The following is a 16,107-nucleotide window of genomic DNA, read 5'->3' as shown; positions in this document are numbered from 1 at the left end:
TGGTCAAACATGGCGGAAGAATTCCATTTCAGGGGTGATCTGGCTTGCCGGAACCTCACCATGCAGCGCGAGTATTTGGGCAAGCTCGTTCCATGCCGGTTCCTGATCGAGATCGGGCCGCTTTGCGAGCAACGCTTGGTAGAAGGAGCCCACGGTTGTCACGGCTTCCGCTTCCTCGTCTGTGAAGCGCACCGAGAACTGCCTTTCGACATCCTCCAGGCACTCAACGTCGTCCAGATCGCCATAGAGGCCAATGTTCGGACGAGAGTTCTTCCTAGGGAACAAGGCAAACCGAAGGGTTGACAGAAGGCTCATGCCAACTCCCTCACGGTTTCCCCGGCCCGCGACGGGCCAGGCGCTTGACGTTGGACTTCGTCGCGCGGGCGACGGGTTTCAAGGCGGCCTCGGCCACCTGGGCGGGCGACTTGCCGGTCATCGCGGCGGTTGTGGCCGCGACGGCGGACTGTCCGTAAGCCGCGACTTTCTCGGAGGACATGCGGGCATTCTCGCTGGGCAAGACGCACCAAAGGCCCGCCATCCCCATCATCCGCATGCCGATCACCATCTGCGCTTCCATCAGCATCATCCCGGTCTTGAAGGACAGGCTGATCATCTGGGTCGGGGTCATCATCGGGTACATGGGCCGCCTCCTTACGCCTTGAACCGGTCATCGACCGGCACCGACAGGGCCGTTGGCAAAGCATTGGTCTGCGCGGCCAATGCGATGACCGATAGCAGCTCTGCATGTTGCGCAGGTGACATGCCCTTGGCCTTCGCCGCCGCCGAGTGCGAATGGACGCGGTAGTCGCAGCCATTGGCGGTGGAAACGGAGATATGGATCAGCTCTTTCACCAGCGGGTCGAGCGCGCCGGGCGCCATGACGATCTGTGCCCTGTCCCACGTCGCCTTCAGCGTCGCCGGGTCGTGCACCAAAGCGCGCCAGAAGGTGTTGATATAGTCTTTCTGCCGCTTGGCCCTGATGTCATCGAAGACGGCGAGGGCTTCCGCCCCCGCCTCCTCGTCGCTCAGCAGCGGAACGACCGCCATCAGACCACCGCCATGACGCGGGCCGGGCCGCCGGTACCGGTCTTGTGCTTCGGTGCGCCGATGAAGATCGTCGCGCCCGTGGCGGGCATCTGGTCAAGATTCGCCAGGTTCTCGATCCCGAAGCGCCCGCCGGGAAGCCAGCTGAAATGCACCGCGAAATCCGCCGAATTGCCGGGGTCGAGTGACAGCGTATCGACCCCGATGCAGGCCACGTCCAGCCCGGCCAGCATGTCCGTCGCCGCCTTGGAAAAGCCGGGGAAGGCAAGCTTGCCGTCGGGCGTGTTGCGGAATTCGGGGGTGGCGACCTTTGCGGCCCAGCCGGAGTTCATGGCAATGCAGGCCCCCGCCGGAATCTCGCCATTGGCCGAGACCCAGGCTTCGATATCCGCAGGTTCCACCATGGCATTCGCATCGTCCTTGGCCTTGGCGGTCAGGTCCAGAACGCAAAGCGGGCAGACGAGCTTCTCTGGCGCCAGATCGGCGACCGAGGTGCCATCGGCGGTGAAATGCAGCGGCGCGTCGATATGGGTGCCGGTGTGTTCAAAGATCGTCAGCTTCCACAGTTGGTAGCCATTTCCCTCGAACTTCACGGCGGGCTCGTACAGGATGCCGGGATTGCCGTCGAAGGTGGGGAAGGATCCATCATAGGCATGGGTCAGGTCCACCACCTTGCCCGCGGCCTGCGCCAGGGCGGGCTTCGCGGTCGTCAGGCCAGTCGCCACCACGGCGGCGGTGGTGGCAGCGGCCCCGGTGAAGAGGGCGCGGCGGGACAGCATCGAGGACTTGATGTTTTCGATCAGGCAGGCGTCACACATGGGTCTCTCTCCCTGGTTGATGGAAGGTCCAGCCTCCCCCCGTGCCGCCCGTCGCGTCAAGCGTCATCCCAGCGGCCCCATCACCTGTTGATTGAAACCATAGATCAGCCGCGCGCCACCGAGAGGGACCAGCCGAATCTCGCGGCTTTGCCCCGGTTCGAAGCGGACAGCGGTGCCTGCGGCAATGTCGAGACGCTGGCCGCGGGCGGCCTTGCGGTCGAAGGAGAGGGCGCTGTTCGTCTCGGCGAAGTGGTAATGGCTGCCGACCTGGACCGGGCGATCCCCGGTGTTCGCGACCATCAATGTGGTGACGGGCTGGCCCGCGTTCAGCTCGATGTCGCCGTCAACGGGCAGGATTTCTCCGGGGATCACGATCGCACCCTGCGGTAGATCACCAAACCCAGAACGGCCGCGACAGCGGCGATCATTGCCAGATGATCCGGTTCGGTCAGCAGGTGCCAGAGGCCCGCGCCATGGTGGTCTCCCGTATGCGCCAGCGCGGCGGAGGGAAGGAAGAACAGGGCTGCTGCAACGGGTTTCATGGCTTCCTCTCAGCGGATGGGGTGGTGGACGGTGACAAGCTTGGTGCCGTCGGGAAAGGTCGCCTCGACCTGGACGGAATGGATCATCGCCGGGATGCCTTCCATGCATTGATCTGCCCGGATCACATGCGCCCCGGCCGCCATCAGATCGGCGACGGAGCGGCCGTCGCGCGCGCCCTCGACGACGAAATCCGTGATCAGCGCCACGGCCTCGGGGTGGTTCAGCTTGACGCCGCGCTGCAGGCGGCTCCGCGCGACCATCGCCGCGACGCTCACCAATAGCTTTTCCCGTTCGCGGGGGGTCAGGTTCATTCCATCTCCTCACATCTGCCAGACACGGGGCAGGGGGCCATCGCGCAGCACCGAAAGCAGCCGCAGGATCTGCCGCCGCATCGGCCAGCCATCCGCCGCCATCAGCCGCAGCGTCAGTTTGCCGTCGAAAGCCGAGACGCCCGCCTGCACGCCCGGCTCATCCAGGACTGCCCGCACCGCCGCCAAGCGCGCCGTCGCCCCTTGCGCCACAAGGGCAAGGCTCGCAAAGGCGCGTGCACCTTGCAGGATACCGAGACCCGCCGACAGCGCCGGGCTTGTCAGGTCCAGCGGCTCGTAAAGCACTGGCGCCCCTTGCCGCGTGATCCGGCGACGATCGGTCAATGACACGGACCGGACCGTCTCGCCCATGGCGGCGCGACCCAGCACGACGGCTTCCAGAAGCAGGCACGAGGCGCCCGCCGCCAATGTCACCTCTGTTGTCCGTTGCAATGCGGAATGATCGAAGAGGATGGTCTCTTGCGGCAGCCAGTCGAGATGCGCCCCGGGGCCTACATCATGGCGGACCTCGACCTGTGCCCTTCCGTCGGTGCTGCGATAGGCCCGCTCGGCGGTCTGCGTTGTCGCCGTCACCCTGCAGCCTTCCCTCAGCGTCAGCGCATAGGAGAGACGGTCACCGCCGGTCATCCCGCCGGATGTGTTCAGGAACACCACGTCCTGCCCCATGGCCGCAGGGTGCACAAAGGCCTTGGCTGCGCCCGACTGGTACAAGTCCTCCAGCCGTGTCCAGGCCCCCAGGCGACGAAAGCTGAGGCGAGCGGTGCCGTGGCTGCGTTCGGCACAGGGAGAGGGACAAGCGACCATCGCTGCCTTTTCGGGCTGTTCTCCCTTGGGATACCGCCGGTCCAGAAAAGGGTCTTTCGGCAAAGCCCGCTTGCGACGGCATGCCATGCAAGAAGAGATGAAAATGGCGCGCAAAGTGGCGGCGTGGCGATTTCTTCGGCACAAATGAAACAGCCGGGCAGAGCTGACGCCGCCCCGCACAGCGATCCGGGCCGCGTGCTGCCGATCTAGACACAACTCGCGCAGGACGAATGGGGCAGAGGACGCCCGGACAGGGCTCATTTGCCCCGTTCGCGACGCTGGCGGCGTGGCAGAGGGCTTTTCTGATCACCCGTGCGTTTGTGGCAGATCCGTCAGGGCCAGCCTGGCGCGGCGGCGTTCGGCCTGCACTTCGGGATCCGGGTCCAACCCGGCGGCCAGAAGGCGCTGGGTATAGGGCTCACGCGGGGCATCGAAGATATGCGCCACCGGGCCCAGCTCCATCACACGTCCCTTCTGCATCACCATGACCTGATCGGCGAAATCGCGCACCACCGGCAGATCATGGGCGATGAAGATGAAGCTCAGTCCGAGCCTTTTGCGCAGATCGTCCAGAAGCGCGATCACCTGCGCCTGGACCGAGACATCCAGCGCCGAAACCGCCTCGTCGCAGATGATCAGCTTCGGCTCCAGCGCCAGCGCCCGGGCGATGGCGATGCGCTGGCGCTGGCCACCGGAAAACTGATGCGGATAGCGGTTCGCCATCTCGGCCTTCAGCCCGACCTGGGTCAGCAACTCGGCCACCCGCGACTTCCAGCGGTCGCGCGGCAGGATTTCGGGATGGATCACCCAGGCCTCGGTGATCAGCTGCCAGACCGTCATCCGCGGGTTCAGGCTTTGCGTCGGGTCCTGGAACACCATCTGCAGATCGCGGCGCAGCTTGAACAGCGCGGCCGGCGGCATCGAGAACAGGTCCTGGCCCTTCCAAAGCGCCGTGCCGCCGCTGGGCTCTTCCAGCCGCAAAAGCATTTTGGCAACGGTGGACTTTCCCGAGCCGGATTCGCCCACGATCGCCAGCGTCTCGCCTTCCATCAGGTCGAAGGACACGTCCTCGACTGCGGTGAACTCGCCATAAATCTTGCGCGCATTGCGCACCGACAGAACGGGCGTGCCGCGCGGCCGGGCGGCATGCATCTCGCCCTTGCCCGGCGCCGCGCCGATCAGCTTGCGCGTATAGGGGTGCCGCGGCGCGCGATAGACCTCGGCGGTCACGCCGGTTTCCACCACCTCGCCAGCATTCATCACCACCACCCGGTCGGCGATCTCGGCCACCACGCCCAGATCATGGGTGATGATCAGCACGCCCATGCCGGTTTCCAGCTGCAATTCCTTCAGCAGCGCCAGAACCTCGGCCTGCACGGTCACATCCAGCGCCGTTGTCGGCTCATCCGCGATCAGAAGATCGGGGCGCAACGCCAGCGCCATGGCGATCATCAGCCGCTGCCGCTGCCCGCCGGAAAATTCATGCGGATATTTCTTCAGGCTGGCTTCCGGGTTCGGAATGCCGACCCGCCCCACCAGCCGCAGCGCCTCGGCCCGCGCCTTGCGCCGATCGGCGCCATGCGCCGTCAGCGCCTCTTCGATCTGCCAGCCCACGGTATAGACCGGGTTCAGATGGCTCAGCGGATCCTGAAAGATCATCGCGATGCGCCGCCCGTTGATGTCACGCCGCGCCGCCTGTGGCAGTTTCAGCAGGTCCTTGCCGTCAAACAGGATCTCGCCGCTGGTGATCTTGCCCGGCGGCATGTCGATCAGATCCATGATCGCCGAAGACGACACCGACTTGCCCGAGCCGCTTTCGCCAAGGATCGCCAGCGTCTCGCCGCGGTCCAGATGAAAGCTGACCCGTTTCACCGCATGCACCGTGCCGGCGGCGGTGTGGAACTCGACCGACAGGTCGCGCACTTCCAGAAGACGGCCGCTCATGCCTTCACCTCGGTCTTGGTCTGCCGCATCTCAAGCCGCCAGCGCTGCGTCGGGTCCAGAGCGATGCGCATCCAGTTCGACAGAAGGTTCAGCGACAGCGTGGTCAGGATGATCGCCAGGCCCGGCCAGAAGGACAGCCACCAGGCATTGGTCAGATATTGCTTGCCCTGGGCGATCATCAGCCCCCAGGTGATCTCGGGCGGCTGGATGCCGATGCCCAGGAAGGACAAGGCGCTTTCCGCCAGCATGACGAAGGCGAAATCCAGCGTCGCGATGGTCATCAGCGTCGGCAGCACCACCGGCAGGATATGGCGGAAGATGATCCGCGGCGCCGAAGCGCCCATGACCTCCGCCGCCTGCACGAACATCCGCTCGCGGATCTCCATCACCTCGGCCCGCGTGGTGCGCAGGTAGACCGGAATTCGGGTGATCGCCAGGACGATGACCAGATTCACCACCGAGGGCCCCAGGATATACAGAACCACCACCGCCAGCAGCAGCGAGGGGAAAGACATGATCACATCGGCCAGCCGCATGATCACCATGCCGGTGCGGCGCCCGGCATAGCCCGCGACCAGCCCCAGCACTGTGCCCATGATCGCCGAGCCGATCACCGCGCCCGCCGCCACCAGCATGGTGTTCTGCGCGGCCACAATGATCCGCGCCAGCAGGGGCCGGCCCAGGGCATCGGCGCCCAGGACCCAGAGCCAGCCGCGCTCCCATTCGAAAGGCGGCGCATTGCGGCCGCGCAGGTTCTGCTTCTGCGCCACCGCATCCAGCCACCAGGGCCCGATCAGCGCCAGAACCAGCACCACGAGCAGGAAAAGCGCCGCCACCAGGGCGAATTTGTCGGCCCACAGCATTCGCGCCATCCGCGTCAGCGGCCGCGGCTCATCCGGGATCAGATCGATCTGCGTCATCACCGCCCCCTAGTGCCGGATCCGGGGATCGAGCAGGGAATAAGCCATGTCGATCAGAAGATTCATCAGGAAGATGGCCAGAGCGGTGATCATGATCGCCGCCAGAACCACGTTGAAATCGCGCTGCAGGATGGAATCGATCATCAGCTTGCCCACGCCGGGGAAGCCGAAGATCGTCTCGATCACCACCGCCCCGTTCAGCAGCGCCGCCGCCTGGTCGCCGATCACGGTGATCACCGGCAGCATCGCATTGCGCAGCGCATGGACGAAGATAATCGTGCGCGCCTTCACGCCCTTGGCCCGCGCCGTCTTGACGTAGGCCGAGGACAGCGCCGTGATCATCGCGCCGCGCACCACCTGCACGATCAACCCGAAGGGCCGGATGAACAGCACCGCCACCGGCAGAATCCAATGCGCCGCCGTTCCGGTGCCCGAGGTGGGCATCCAGCCCAGCCCGACCGAAAACACCACGATGCCGACGATCGCCATCCAGAAATCCGGCGCCGAGGCGCCGATCAGCGAGGTGACCGTGGCGATCCGGTCGAACAGCCCGCCCGCGCGGGCGGCCGCCAGCGACCCCAGCACGATCGCCGCCGCCGTCACGGCGCTCATGGTGATCAGCGCCAGTTGCAGGGTCCACCAGAAGGCCTCGACCACCACGTCGAAGGCGGGCCGGGCCTTGCGGATCGACTCGCCGAAATCCAGACGCGCCAGATCGGTCACATAGCGGCCGAACTGCACCAGCACCGGGTCGTTCAGCCCATGTACCTCGCGGAACTGCTGGCGCATTTCCTCCGAGGCTTCCGAAGGCAGATACAGCGAGGCCGGATCGCCCGTCAGCCGCGACAGGAAGAACACCGCCACCACCAGCAGCAGAAGCGAGATCAGGCTGGCGAATGCGCGCTGTCGGATGAAACGGCCCATGGCTTTCCCTCTGCGGAAGGCGGGGCGGAAGGGGAACCCTCCGCCCCGCACCCTGTCACTTGAAGGCGATCTCGGCCAGCGGCAGCTGCGAGTTGGTCGCCATGGTGGGCTTCCAATCCATCCGTTCGGCCACGCGGCTGAAGCCGACCATGTGGAACATCAGGATATCGGCCACGACATCGTTATACAGATAGGCCTGCAGTTCCTGCCACAGCGCCACCCGCTCGTCCCCGGTCGCAGCCGAGGCGCGGGCGATCAGATCGTCCACCTTCGGATCGGCGATGCCCGACTGGCGGCCATCGGAGGCATATTTGAAGAACATCGAGAAGGACGGATCGCCTTTCGAATTGTCATGCATCGCGACAACCATCATCGGGCCGCGGCCTTCTGGGAAGGGCTTCGAGTAGAGCTTCTCGAATTCCGCCACTTCATAGAATTGCAGCTCGACGGTGAAGCCCACCTCCTGCAGCTGTTGCTGCACGGCTTCCAGGATCTCGGTCACGTTCGGAAAGTTCGCGGTCCGGCCGATCAGAGTCAGCGGCGTGTCCACCGCCACGCCATCGGCGCGGGCTTCTTCAAGCAGCTTCTTCGCCTCGTCGGGATTGTAATCCCAGACCTTCACATCCGGGTTCCAGCCCAGCGTCGGTGGCGGATAGACCGCGGTCGCCAGCAGCGCGCCATCGGGCACCAGCGTGCCGATGAAGGCCTGCCGATCGATCGCCATATTCAGCGCCTTGCGCACCCGCACGTCATTCAGCGGCGCTATGGAGTGGTCCAGACGGGCATAGACCGTCTCGGAGTCGAGATAGGAGAAGTCGGTCGCCGGATTGGTCGCGTCCAGGGCCGCGATCGAGGGCGCGATATCCGCCTCGCCCGCCGCCACCATCGCCGCACGCACGGCCGGATCGGCGCGGAACAGATAGGTGGCGCTGGTCACCGCGGGCTTGTCGCCCCAGTAGCCGTCGCGGGCCGTCAGCACGATCTGTTGGCCGGGCGTCCATTCCGTCAGTACATAGGGGCCGGTGCCGACCGGCTCGCGGATGAACTCGACCGGGGTTTCCTCGGGCACGATGGTCAGAAGCGTCATCAGCAGCGGCAGGATCGGCTGCACCGGATCGGCCTTGAAGTCGATGGTCAGGTCGTCCACCACTTCGGCGCTGATCGTCATGCCGCCGAAATAGCGCGGCACTTCGCAGGTGATCGCGGGGTTCATCGCCCGGTCGAAGGAATGTTTCACATCCTTCGCATCGAAGGTCGTGCCGTCCGAGAAGGTCACGCCCGGCCGCAGCTTGAATCGCCACGATCCGTCCTCGTTCTGCGACCAACTTTCGGCCAGCTTGGGCTGCAACCCGGTGCCGCCCTTGATGTCCAGATAGGTCAGCGTCTCATTGATGTTCTGCATCGTGATCCGCCCGACATTCGATCGGGTGGCCATGCAGGGTTCCAGCACGTCCGCCTCTTCGTTCAGGACGATCTTCACATCCTGCGCCAGGGCCGGGGACAGCGTGGTCGCTGCAGCCAGGGCCCCCCAAAGCATTGCCTTTTTCATTTCTCTCCTCCCGTTACTGTGTCATCTCGGTCTTGTGTCGAACTTGGTCAAACGCGCCTATTCGCCGCTGTGCCGGGGCCTGCGCCCCGCGCGTGAGGCGATCAGCGCGGCAGCACAGATCAGCCCGCCGCCCAGCCAGGTGCTGGCCCGGGCGGTTTCGGAAAACAGCAGCCAGCCGAGCAGCGCGATCAGCGGCAGCCGCAGGAAATCCACTGGCGCCACGATCGAGGCATCGGCCAGGCTGAAGGCATGGGTCATCAGCGCCATGCAGGCCGCGCCCAGCACGCCCTGCAAGGCCAGCATCCCGAATTGCCACAGCGTCGGCGTGGTCCAGACCAGCGCCGCCAACACCGCTGCCATCGGCACGGTCAGCAGCAGATTCAGCACCACCAGCGTTGCCGTGTCGTCGCCCGACGACATGGATTTCAGCATCAGCTGGATCACCGCCTGCATCATCGCGCCCGACAGGGCAAAGCCCATCGCCCAGCTCAGCCCCGATCCCGCCGGACCAAGGATCACCAGCGCCCCGGCAAAGCCCAGCCCGATCGCCAGAATCTTCACCGCCCCCAATTTTTCGCCCAGCATCATCGCCGCCCCCAGCACCACGAAGACCGGCGAGGTGAAGGCGATTGCCGTCACATCGGTCAGCGGACCCCGGGCGAAGGCTGCGAAAAAGGCGATCAGCGCCACGAGCTTCAGCCCGGCGCGCAGCGCATGCTGGCCCAGCCGGTAGTGGCTGGTCAGAACCGTTGGGCGCAGTGCTACCAGAGGCAGCACCGCCAGCGCTCCGAAGGCCGCACGGAAAAAGGCGATCACGAAAGGATGCACGCCGCCGTCCAGCGCCCGCACGATCGCGGCATCCGCGGCCGAAAGCGCAGCCCCCAGCGCCGCAAGCCCGACCGCAAGGATCGTTCGCTGTCCTGTCGTACCCTGTCGGGTCATCCACCCCCCCGAATCCGGGACTCCCCATCCCGTGTCCAGACCATGCGTCAAAGCAGACAAACTTGTCAATAAAAACACTGATGTAAGAAACTAATATGGAATGATTGATTGTAACTAGCTGTAATAGAATATTAATTTCTATAGTTGTATACTTTTCATACCATAAATTACATTCTTCAACTTGACAACATAGAGGATTTTGCCCCTTCCTGTCCCCAGCTTCGCCAGGGAGGGCGACATGACTCCATCCGAAATCGCCGCCGGAATGACAGGTCTCTTGCAGCCCGCGGGGCCGGGGCGGATGTCCGCGCTGCTGCCGTCGCCCATGGTGCAGAACCATGCCGCCTTCCTGTCCCTGCAACCGGATGGCGCGCTGATCTGCGCCTGGTTCGGCGGTTCGCTGGAGGGCAAGTCCGACATCTCGATCCACGCCTCGGTCCTGCTGCCCGGCGTTGACCGCTGGGGCCCGGCACAGATCCTGTCGTGCGACCCCGCACATTCCGAGCAGAACCCGGTGATCTTCACCGCGCCTGACGGCGGGCTCTGGCTGTTCCATACCTCGCAGCCGTCGGGCAATCAGGACCAGTGCCGCATCCGCATGGCCCGGATCGCCCGTGACGGCACAAGCCTGTCGACCGATGCAGGCCGCTATATCAACCTGCCGCCGGGCTGCTTCATCCGCGCGCCACTGGTCCTGCGCGACGATGGCGCCTGGCTTCTGCCGATCTTCCGCTGCGTGCAGCGGCCCGGGCAGAAATGGAACGGCAGCCATGACACGGCGAATGTCGGCATCTCGACCGATCAGGGCGCAAGCTGGGTGCTGGACGACGTTCCCGCCTCGATCGGTTCGGTGCATATGTCGCCGGTCGCCCTGGGCGAAGGCCGCCTCGCCGCCTTCTACCGCCGCCGTCAGGCCGATGCCGTCCACCGCTCGGAAAGCCTGGATGGCGGGCGAAGCTGGTCGGCGCCGCAGCCGACCGACCTGCCCAACAACAATTCCTCGATCGCCGCGATCACCCTGGCCGATGGCCGCATCGCGCTGATCTGCAACCCGGTCAATGCGGCCATGTCGCCCGACCGCCGCGCCTCGCTATATGATGAGCTGGGCGAGGACGATGCCCGCCCCGATGCCGATCCCACCGGCGGCTGCGTGCCGATCTGGGGCGTGTCGCGCGCGCCGGTCTCGGTCTGCGTGTCGGAAGACGGGGGGCGGACCTTCCCGCTGCGTCTTGTGATCGAGGACGGGCCCGGCACTTGCACATCGAATGACAGTCTCGATGGCCGGAACAAGGAACTGTCCTATCCCTGGCTTCTGGAAAGCCCCGATGGCGCGCTGCATGTGGCCTATACCTGCCACCGCCGCGCCATCCGTTACACCCGTCTGGCCCCCGGCTGGACCGCAGAGCTGAAGGAGTTCCACGCATGAGCCAGATCATCGGCATCACCATGGGAGACCCAGCCGGGGTCGGGCCGGAAATCAGCGTCAAGGCGCTGGCGGGGATGAGCGCGGAAGACCGCACCCTGACCCGGATCTACGGCAATCTCGCCACGCTGCAGGCGGCCCAGGCGGCCTTGGGCGTCGAGGTCGATCTGGCCCCCCATGTGGTGAATATCGACTATGACGGCGCCCCCCTGCCCTGGGGCCAGCTGTCGCCCGTGGCCGGCGACGCGGCATTCCGCTTCATCGAGAAAGCCGTGCGCGATGCCGAAGCGGGCCTGATCGGCTGCATCGTCACCGCGCCGATCAACAAAGAGGCGCTGAATGCCGCCGGCCATCACTATGACGGCCATACCGGCATGCTGCGCAGCCTGACCGGCGCCAAGGCCGCCTATATGCTGCTGGCCTCGGACCGGCTGAAGGTGATCCATGTCTCGACCCATGTGTCGCTGCAGGAAGCCATCCGCCGCGCCACGACCGAACGCGTCCTGGCCACGATCCGCGCCGGCAACGACCATCTGAAGCGCATCGGCATTGCCGCGCCGCGCATTGCCGTGGCCGGGATCAACCCGCATTGCGGTGAGAATGGCCTGTTCGGCACCGAGGATGACGACCAGATCGCCCCCGCGGTGCGTCTGGCGCGCGACGAGGGCATCGACGCCCAAGGCCCGATCTCGGCCGACACGGTGTTCCATCGCGCCTATTCGGGCGCTTTCGATCTGGTGGTCGCCCAGTATCACGATCAGGGCCATATCCCGATCAAGCTGGTGGCCTTCGACACGGCGGTGAATGTCTCGGTCGAACTGCCGATCGACCGCACCTCGGTTGATCATGGCACCGCCTTCGACATCGCCGGCAAGGGCATCGCCAATCACGGCAACATGCTTTCGGCCATCGCCTATGCCCGCAAGCTGGTCTCCGGAGGGAAAGCATGAGCTTCGCAATCGAAGGCGTCTATTGCGCCGCCGCCACGCCGCTGAAAGCCGACGGCACGCCCGATCTGGCGCTGTTCGGCGCCCATACCAAGGCGCTGATCGAGGAAGGCTGCCATGGCATCGCCATGCTTGGCTCGACCGGCGAGGCGAACAGTTTCTCGGCCCGCGAACGGATGGATCTGCTGGAAGCCGCGCTCAAGGGCGGCACCCTGCCCGAGCAGCTTCTCCCCGGCACGTCTTCCTGCGCGGTGACCGATGCCGTCACCATGACGCGCCATGCCGTGCAGGCGGGCGTCAAGGGTGTGGTGATGCTGCCGCCCTTCTATTACACCGCCTTCTCGGACCAGAGCCTGTTCCGCTTCTACGCCACGATCATCGAGAAAGTGGCGGATGACCGGCTGAAGGTGATCCTTTACCATATCCCCATGCTGACCGGCGTGCCGATCAGCCATACGTTGATCGAGATGCTGGTGAAGGAATTCCCCGACACCGTGGTCGGCATCAAGGACAGTGACGGCAAGATCGAAAACATGCATGCGATCTCGGCGCGCTTCCCCGGCTTCGGCGTGCTGGCGGGGGCCGATCCGCTGCTTCTGCCGGTGCTGCAGGGTGGCGGCGCGGGCTGCATCACCGCCTCGTCCAACCTTGTCGCGCGCGAATTGCGGGTGGTCTACGATCATTGGAACGATCCGGCCAAGGCCGAGGAGGTGAAGGCCGCCCAGGATGTGATCGTGGCCTGGCGCAACCTGACCAACAGCTACACTCAGCTTCCCACGGTGAAGACCATGCTGGCCAAGCGCCGTGGCGATCTGGGCTGGCTGAACGTCCACCCGCCCTTCTCGCCGCTGTCGCAACCCGAGGCCGAGCAGGTCTGGGTGACCATGGACCGTCTGGAACGCGGGGCGCTCGCATGAGCCTGTCGCGCATCATCACGCTACATCAGCCGAAGCGGCTGGAGATCGGCGCCAGTGCTTCGGCGCGCGTCGGGGCATGGGCGGGCGATGCCGCCAGCATCCTGATCCTGGCCACGCCGCATACGGCAGGCTTCGCCGACCGTCTTGGGCTGAAGGGGAAGATCGCAGTCTTCTCGGATATCCCCGGGGAGCCGGACATCATCACCTTCGAATCCGCCATGACGGCGGCCAAGGAGGTTCGTCCAGATGTGGTAATCGGTCTGGGCGGTGGGTCTGTCATGGATGTGGCAAAGCTGGTCGCCGCCATGTGGAACGGCACGCAGATGCTGGCCGATGTGGCCGGGCCGAACAAGGTTGCGGGCCGCGCCACCCGTCTGGTGCAGATCGCCACCACCGCTGGCACCGGATCGGAAGCCGGCATCCGCGCGCTAATCACAGATCCGAGCAAGGGCAACAAGATCGCCGTCGAAAGCCCGCATCTGATTGCCGATCTGGCCGTGCTCGACCCCGAGCTGACCTTCTCGGTGCCGCCCGCCGTCACCGCCGCCACCGGCATCGACGCGATGGCGCATTGCGTGGAAGCCTTCACCAACCGCAACGCCCATCCGATGATCGACGGCTATGCCCGCATGGGCATTGCGCTGGTCGGGAAATACCTTGCCCGCGCCGTGCGCGACGGCGGCGATACCGAGGCGCGCGAAGGCATGATGCTGGCCTCGTTCTATGGCGGCATCTGTCTTGGCCCGGTCAACACCGCCGCCGGCCATGCGCTGGCCTATCCTTTGGGCACGCTTCTGCACCTGCCGCATGGGCTGGCCAATGCGATCATCTTCCCGCATGTGCTGGCCTTCAACGAAAGCAGCGTGCCGGAAAAGACCGCCGAGGTGATTGGCTTCCTGGGTCTGGCGCCCCGCTCCGCCGAACAGGGCCTGCTGGCCGCTGCACATGGGTTCTGTGCCGATCTGGGCGTCGAGATGCGGCTTTCCGCCCATGGCGCGGCCGACGACCAGTTGCCGCGCTTCGCCGCCGATGCCCATGCGATCCGCCGGCTGATGGACAACAACCCGCGCGACATGTCGGTCGCCGAGGTCGAGGCGATCTATCGCGCTGCCTACTAGTAGGGTGCAGGGGTCGTCACGACGCCCCCGTCCTCCGGCCGCCGCCGTTCGAACAACCGCTCACGCGAGCCGATCAGATGGTCGCGCATCAGCGTCCGCGCCGCGGCTGGATCGCGGTCACGGATCGCGGCATGGATCGCGCTGTGCTCGGCAAAGACCCGGGCCAGCCCCGTCGCCTCGCGCTTGACCGAGGCACCATGGAACCGCATGCCGACGGCGATATGATCCTTCAAGGCCTCCATCGCGGTCGAGAAATAGGGATTCTCCGAAGCCAGGGCGATCGCCAGATGGAACTGGAAATCGGCATCCTCGCGATGGGTCAGCCGGTTTGTCGCATCGCGCATCAACTCCAATGCCACCGAAATCGCCGCCAGGCTGGTTGCATCTTGCCGTTCGGCCGCCAGCGCCGCCGCCTCGGGCTCCAGCATCAGGCGGAACTCGTAGCAATTCAGTAGGTCCGAGACGTTTTCCAGCTGGCCAAAGCCCAGCGGCTGCTTGAGCCCGATCACCCGCACGAAACTGCCCGCACCGCGGCGCGAATAGATCAACCCCTGGTCGCGCAGCCGCTTCAGCGCCTCGCGCACGATCGGGCGCGAGACTTCGAATTCCGCCGCCAGATCGTGCTCGGTGGGCAGGCGTTCATCGGGCCGATAGGCCCCCGACTTGATCGCGCGCTGCAGCCGGTCGAAGACCACATCCGCCAGCGACCGGCGCCCGCCGCCCTCAGCCTGTCCCATCACGCGCGCCCCCAAACAGATCGGCAAGCCGGGTCAGCGTGTCATCACCCCCGAATCCGCCAGATTTCACGATCACTGCCCGTCCGCCCGCCCGTGCCAGCGGCACGCCCGGCAGGACTTCGCCCTCCAGCCGCAGGACGCGCAGCCCCATGGCCTGCATCACCGCCTCGGCCGTGGCGCCGCCGGTCAGAAAGATCGCCTCGGCTTCTGCGGTCAGCGCCGGATGGACCGAAGCCGCAAGCGCCAGCGCCACCTCGGCACCGGACCGCTCGGTCACCCCCGGCAGCGCCTGCACCAAGGTCAGAGCCCCGAGCGGACGGCGGTCCTCAAGCCTGCCGTTCGGCGCGCCGCGCCAGTCGGCCCCCCGCGCCTTCAGCGTCGCCACCTGTGCCAACGTGATCGGATCGCGCGAGCCCACCACCATCAGCGCCCGCCCCGCCTGCGGCTGGCGTGCAGTCGCCATTTCCTGCCCGGTCATCGCGATTGCCAACGCTTCGGCCAGGCCGCGTGCGCCCACCAGCAGCGCCTCATCCGGCGCCCGCGCCAAGGCGGCCCGCAGGTCATCGGCACTGGACGTATCGGGAATCTCGGCCTGCGCCGCCAAAGCGCCCAGCACCGCCGCAACCGGGATGGGCGCATCGACCCCGAACCCCGTCACCGCGCCGCCGCGCACGATCCGCCCGAAATCGGGGATCGCCGGCGCCACCAGCAAGGGAACCTTGCCCGCCGCCAGCGCCGCCAGTTCCGCCGCGACATGGCCTTTCAGCCGCGAATCGACCTTCTTGAACAGACGCGTCCGCGCCGGCAGCTGCGCGGCCACCGCGGCCACTCGTGCTGACGCCTCGTCCGCCGCGATCTCGCGCGAGCGGGTGCTGACGGCCAGAACCTCGACGCCGCCACTCCGGGCTTCGACCAGCGCGTCAGCCAGCGCCGCCGGCTCCAGCGCCACAGCCACCGCGACACCGCGCCCCGCAAAAGGCGCCGCCGCGTCGAAGGCGCCGGTCAGATCGTCGGCGATGATGCAGAGCAACGGCGGGCCTGTCCTGATTTGTAAACAAGATGCCAAAGATGATTGGCCAAGGATGCGATGATATTGCTACAGTTTTCTGCGGCGTGACAAGGGCTGTATAGCAAGTTCCTTGCATCCA

The 16,107-nt window shown here is 65.7% G+C and carries 19 protein-coding genes; 4 read left to right on the top strand and 15 right to left on the bottom strand.

What is annotated here, in order from left to right:
* Nucleotides 1-3: 3 nt before the first annotated feature.
* The 13 genes from ACED67_RS08870 to ACED67_RS08810 all read right to left on the bottom strand — a co-directional run bounded on the left by ACED67_RS08870 (nt 4) and on the right by ACED67_RS08810 (nt 9,817).
* The gene (locus tag ACED67_RS08870; protein WP_395541233.1) at nt 4-315 is read right to left on the bottom strand and encodes a hypothetical protein; all 312 of its coding nucleotides are present in this window, start codon (nt 313-315) and stop codon (nt 4-6) included.
* A gap of 10 nt (nt 316-325) precedes the next feature.
* Entirely contained in the window at nt 326-640 is a 315-nt protein-coding gene (locus ACED67_RS08865; RefSeq protein WP_395541232.1) for an antifreeze protein, read from the bottom strand.
* 11 nt (nt 641-651) lie between these two features.
* On the bottom strand, nt 652-1,047 hold the full coding sequence (locus ACED67_RS08860; RefSeq protein ID WP_395541231.1) for a carboxymuconolactone decarboxylase family protein: 396 nt from the start codon (nt 1,045-1,047) through the stop codon (nt 652-654).
* Nucleotides 1,047-1,862: a cyclase family protein gene (locus ACED67_RS08855; RefSeq protein WP_395541230.1), complete on the bottom strand. Its 816-nt coding sequence runs from the start codon at nt 1,860-1,862 to the stop codon at nt 1,047-1,049. The genes ACED67_RS08860 and ACED67_RS08855 overlap by 1 nt, the downstream gene beginning before the upstream one ends.
* A 63-nt stretch (nt 1,863-1,925) precedes the next feature.
* Complete coding sequence (locus ACED67_RS08850; RefSeq protein WP_395541229.1) at nt 1,926-2,234, bottom strand: urease subunit beta; 309 nt, start codon at nt 2,232-2,234, stop codon at nt 1,926-1,928.
* Nucleotides 2,231-2,404, bottom strand: coding sequence for a hypothetical protein (locus tag ACED67_RS08845; RefSeq protein WP_395541228.1), 174 nt, complete (start codon nt 2,402-2,404; stop codon nt 2,231-2,233). Before ACED67_RS08845 ends, ACED67_RS08850 begins: the two co-directional genes overlap by 4 nt.
* Nucleotides 2,405-2,413: 9 nt before the next feature.
* Nucleotides 2,414-2,716, bottom strand: coding sequence for an urease subunit gamma (locus ACED67_RS08840; protein ID WP_395541227.1), 303 nt, complete (start codon nt 2,714-2,716; stop codon nt 2,414-2,416).
* 9 nt (nt 2,717-2,725) lie between these two features.
* Complete coding sequence (locus ACED67_RS08835; RefSeq protein WP_395541226.1) at nt 2,726-3,538, bottom strand: urease accessory protein UreD; 813 nt, start codon at nt 3,536-3,538, stop codon at nt 2,726-2,728.
* Nucleotides 3,539-3,844: 306 nt separating this feature from the next.
* Entirely contained in the window at nt 3,845-5,482 is a 1,638-nt protein-coding gene (locus ACED67_RS08830; protein WP_395541225.1) for an ABC transporter ATP-binding protein, read from the bottom strand.
* Nucleotides 5,479-6,402 carry an ABC transporter permease gene (locus ACED67_RS08825; RefSeq protein ID WP_395541224.1) on the bottom strand — a complete coding sequence of 308 codons (924 nt, stop codon included), beginning with the start codon at nt 6,400-6,402 and terminating at the stop codon, nt 5,479-5,481. The genes ACED67_RS08830 and ACED67_RS08825 overlap by 4 nt, the downstream gene beginning before the upstream one ends.
* Nucleotides 6,403-6,411: 9 nt before the next feature.
* Nucleotides 6,412-7,326, bottom strand: a complete 915-nt coding sequence (locus ACED67_RS08820) for an ABC transporter permease (RefSeq protein ID WP_395541223.1) — start codon at nt 7,324-7,326, stop codon at nt 6,412-6,414.
* A 55-nt stretch (nt 7,327-7,381) separates the two neighbouring features.
* The gene (locus ACED67_RS08815) at nt 7,382-8,875 is read right to left on the bottom strand and encodes an ABC transporter substrate-binding protein (protein ID WP_395541222.1); all 1,494 of its coding nucleotides are present in this window, start codon (nt 8,873-8,875) and stop codon (nt 7,382-7,384) included.
* Nucleotides 8,876-8,932: 57 nt separating this feature from the next.
* Nucleotides 8,933-9,817: a DMT family transporter gene (locus ACED67_RS08810; RefSeq protein ID WP_395541221.1), complete on the bottom strand. Its 885-nt coding sequence runs from the start codon at nt 9,815-9,817 to the stop codon at nt 8,933-8,935.
* 238 nt (nt 9,818-10,055) lie between these two features.
* Between ACED67_RS08810 and ACED67_RS08805 the strand changes: the two genes are divergently transcribed.
* From ACED67_RS08805 to ACED67_RS08790, 4 genes are read left to right on the top strand one after another with little or no spacing between them, the layout of a single operon-like run.
* The gene (locus ACED67_RS08805) at nt 10,056-11,243 is read left to right on the top strand and encodes a sialidase family protein (RefSeq protein ID WP_395541220.1); all 1,188 of its coding nucleotides are present in this window, start codon (nt 10,056-10,058) and stop codon (nt 11,241-11,243) included.
* Nucleotides 11,240-12,190, top strand: coding sequence for a 4-hydroxythreonine-4-phosphate dehydrogenase PdxA (pdxA, locus tag ACED67_RS08800; protein WP_395541219.1), 951 nt, complete (start codon nt 11,240-11,242; stop codon nt 12,188-12,190). The genes ACED67_RS08805 and pdxA overlap by 4 nt, the downstream gene beginning before the upstream one ends.
* A complete protein-coding gene (locus ACED67_RS08795) occupies nt 12,187-13,104 on the top strand; it encodes a dihydrodipicolinate synthase family protein (RefSeq protein WP_395541218.1) in 918 nt (305 codons plus the stop codon). The genes pdxA and ACED67_RS08795 overlap by 4 nt, the downstream gene beginning before the upstream one ends.
* Entirely contained in the window at nt 13,101-14,222 is a 1,122-nt protein-coding gene (locus ACED67_RS08790; RefSeq protein WP_395541217.1) for an iron-containing alcohol dehydrogenase, read from the top strand. Before ACED67_RS08795 ends, ACED67_RS08790 begins: the two co-directional genes overlap by 4 nt.
* Here the strand turns inward: ACED67_RS08790 and ACED67_RS08785 are convergent.
* Complete coding sequence (locus ACED67_RS08785) at nt 14,219-14,959, bottom strand: FadR/GntR family transcriptional regulator (protein ID WP_395541216.1); 741 nt, start codon at nt 14,957-14,959, stop codon at nt 14,219-14,221. The two genes, ACED67_RS08790 and ACED67_RS08785, sit on opposite strands and share 4 nt — an antisense overlap.
* The gene (locus ACED67_RS08780) at nt 14,946-15,989 is read right to left on the bottom strand and encodes a four-carbon acid sugar kinase family protein (protein WP_395541215.1); all 1,044 of its coding nucleotides are present in this window, start codon (nt 15,987-15,989) and stop codon (nt 14,946-14,948) included. The genes ACED67_RS08785 and ACED67_RS08780 overlap by 14 nt, the downstream gene beginning before the upstream one ends.
* Between the last annotated feature and the right edge of the window lie 118 nt (nt 15,990-16,107).

Source organism: Neotabrizicola paludis (assembly GCF_044142105.1).
GTDB lineage: Bacteria > Pseudomonadota > Alphaproteobacteria > Rhodobacterales > Rhodobacteraceae > Pseudogemmobacter.
This window is presented reverse-complemented; position numbering and strand designations above follow the sequence as displayed.

Coding starts and splice junctions, on each gene's coding strand:
- ACED67_RS08870 (WP_395541233.1), bottom strand. CDS start 315: ATGAGCCTTCTGTCAACCCTTCGGTTTGCCTTGTTCCCTAGGAAGAAC.
- ACED67_RS08865 (WP_395541232.1), bottom strand. CDS start 640: ATGTACCCGATGATGACCCCGACCCAGATGATCAGCCTGTCCTTCAAG.
- ACED67_RS08860 (WP_395541231.1), bottom strand. CDS start 1,047: ATGGCGGTCGTTCCGCTGCTGAGCGACGAGGAGGCGGGGGCGGAAGCC.
- ACED67_RS08855 (WP_395541230.1), bottom strand. CDS start 1,862: ATGTGTGACGCCTGCCTGATCGAAAACATCAAGTCCTCGATGCTGTCC.
- ACED67_RS08845 (WP_395541228.1), bottom strand. CDS start 2,404: ATGAAACCCGTTGCAGCAGCCCTGTTCTTCCTTCCCTCCGCCGCGCTG.
- ACED67_RS08840 (WP_395541227.1), bottom strand. CDS start 2,716: ATGAACCTGACCCCCCGCGAACGGGAAAAGCTATTGGTGAGCGTCGCG.
- ACED67_RS08835 (WP_395541226.1), bottom strand. CDS start 3,538: ATGGTCGCTTGTCCCTCTCCCTGTGCCGAACGCAGCCACGGCACCGCT.
- ACED67_RS08830 (WP_395541225.1), bottom strand. CDS start 5,482: ATGAGCGGCCGTCTTCTGGAAGTGCGCGACCTGTCGGTCGAGTTCCAC.
- ACED67_RS08825 (WP_395541224.1), bottom strand. CDS start 6,402: ATGACGCAGATCGATCTGATCCCGGATGAGCCGCGGCCGCTGACGCGG.
- ACED67_RS08820 (WP_395541223.1), bottom strand. CDS start 7,326: ATGGGCCGTTTCATCCGACAGCGCGCATTCGCCAGCCTGATCTCGCTT.
- ACED67_RS08815 (WP_395541222.1), bottom strand. CDS start 8,875: ATGAAAAAGGCAATGCTTTGGGGGGCCCTGGCTGCAGCGACCACGCTG.
- ACED67_RS08810 (WP_395541221.1), bottom strand. CDS start 9,817: ATGACCCGACAGGGTACGACAGGACAGCGAACGATCCTTGCGGTCGGG.
- ACED67_RS08805 (WP_395541220.1), top strand. CDS start 10,056: ATGACTCCATCCGAAATCGCCGCCGGAATGACAGGTCTCTTGCAGCCC.
- pdxA (WP_395541219.1), top strand. CDS start 11,240: ATGAGCCAGATCATCGGCATCACCATGGGAGACCCAGCCGGGGTCGGG.
- ACED67_RS08795 (WP_395541218.1), top strand. CDS start 12,187: ATGAGCTTCGCAATCGAAGGCGTCTATTGCGCCGCCGCCACGCCGCTG.
- ACED67_RS08790 (WP_395541217.1), top strand. CDS start 13,101: ATGAGCCTGTCGCGCATCATCACGCTACATCAGCCGAAGCGGCTGGAG.
- ACED67_RS08785 (WP_395541216.1), bottom strand. CDS start 14,959: ATGGGACAGGCTGAGGGCGGCGGGCGCCGGTCGCTGGCGGATGTGGTC.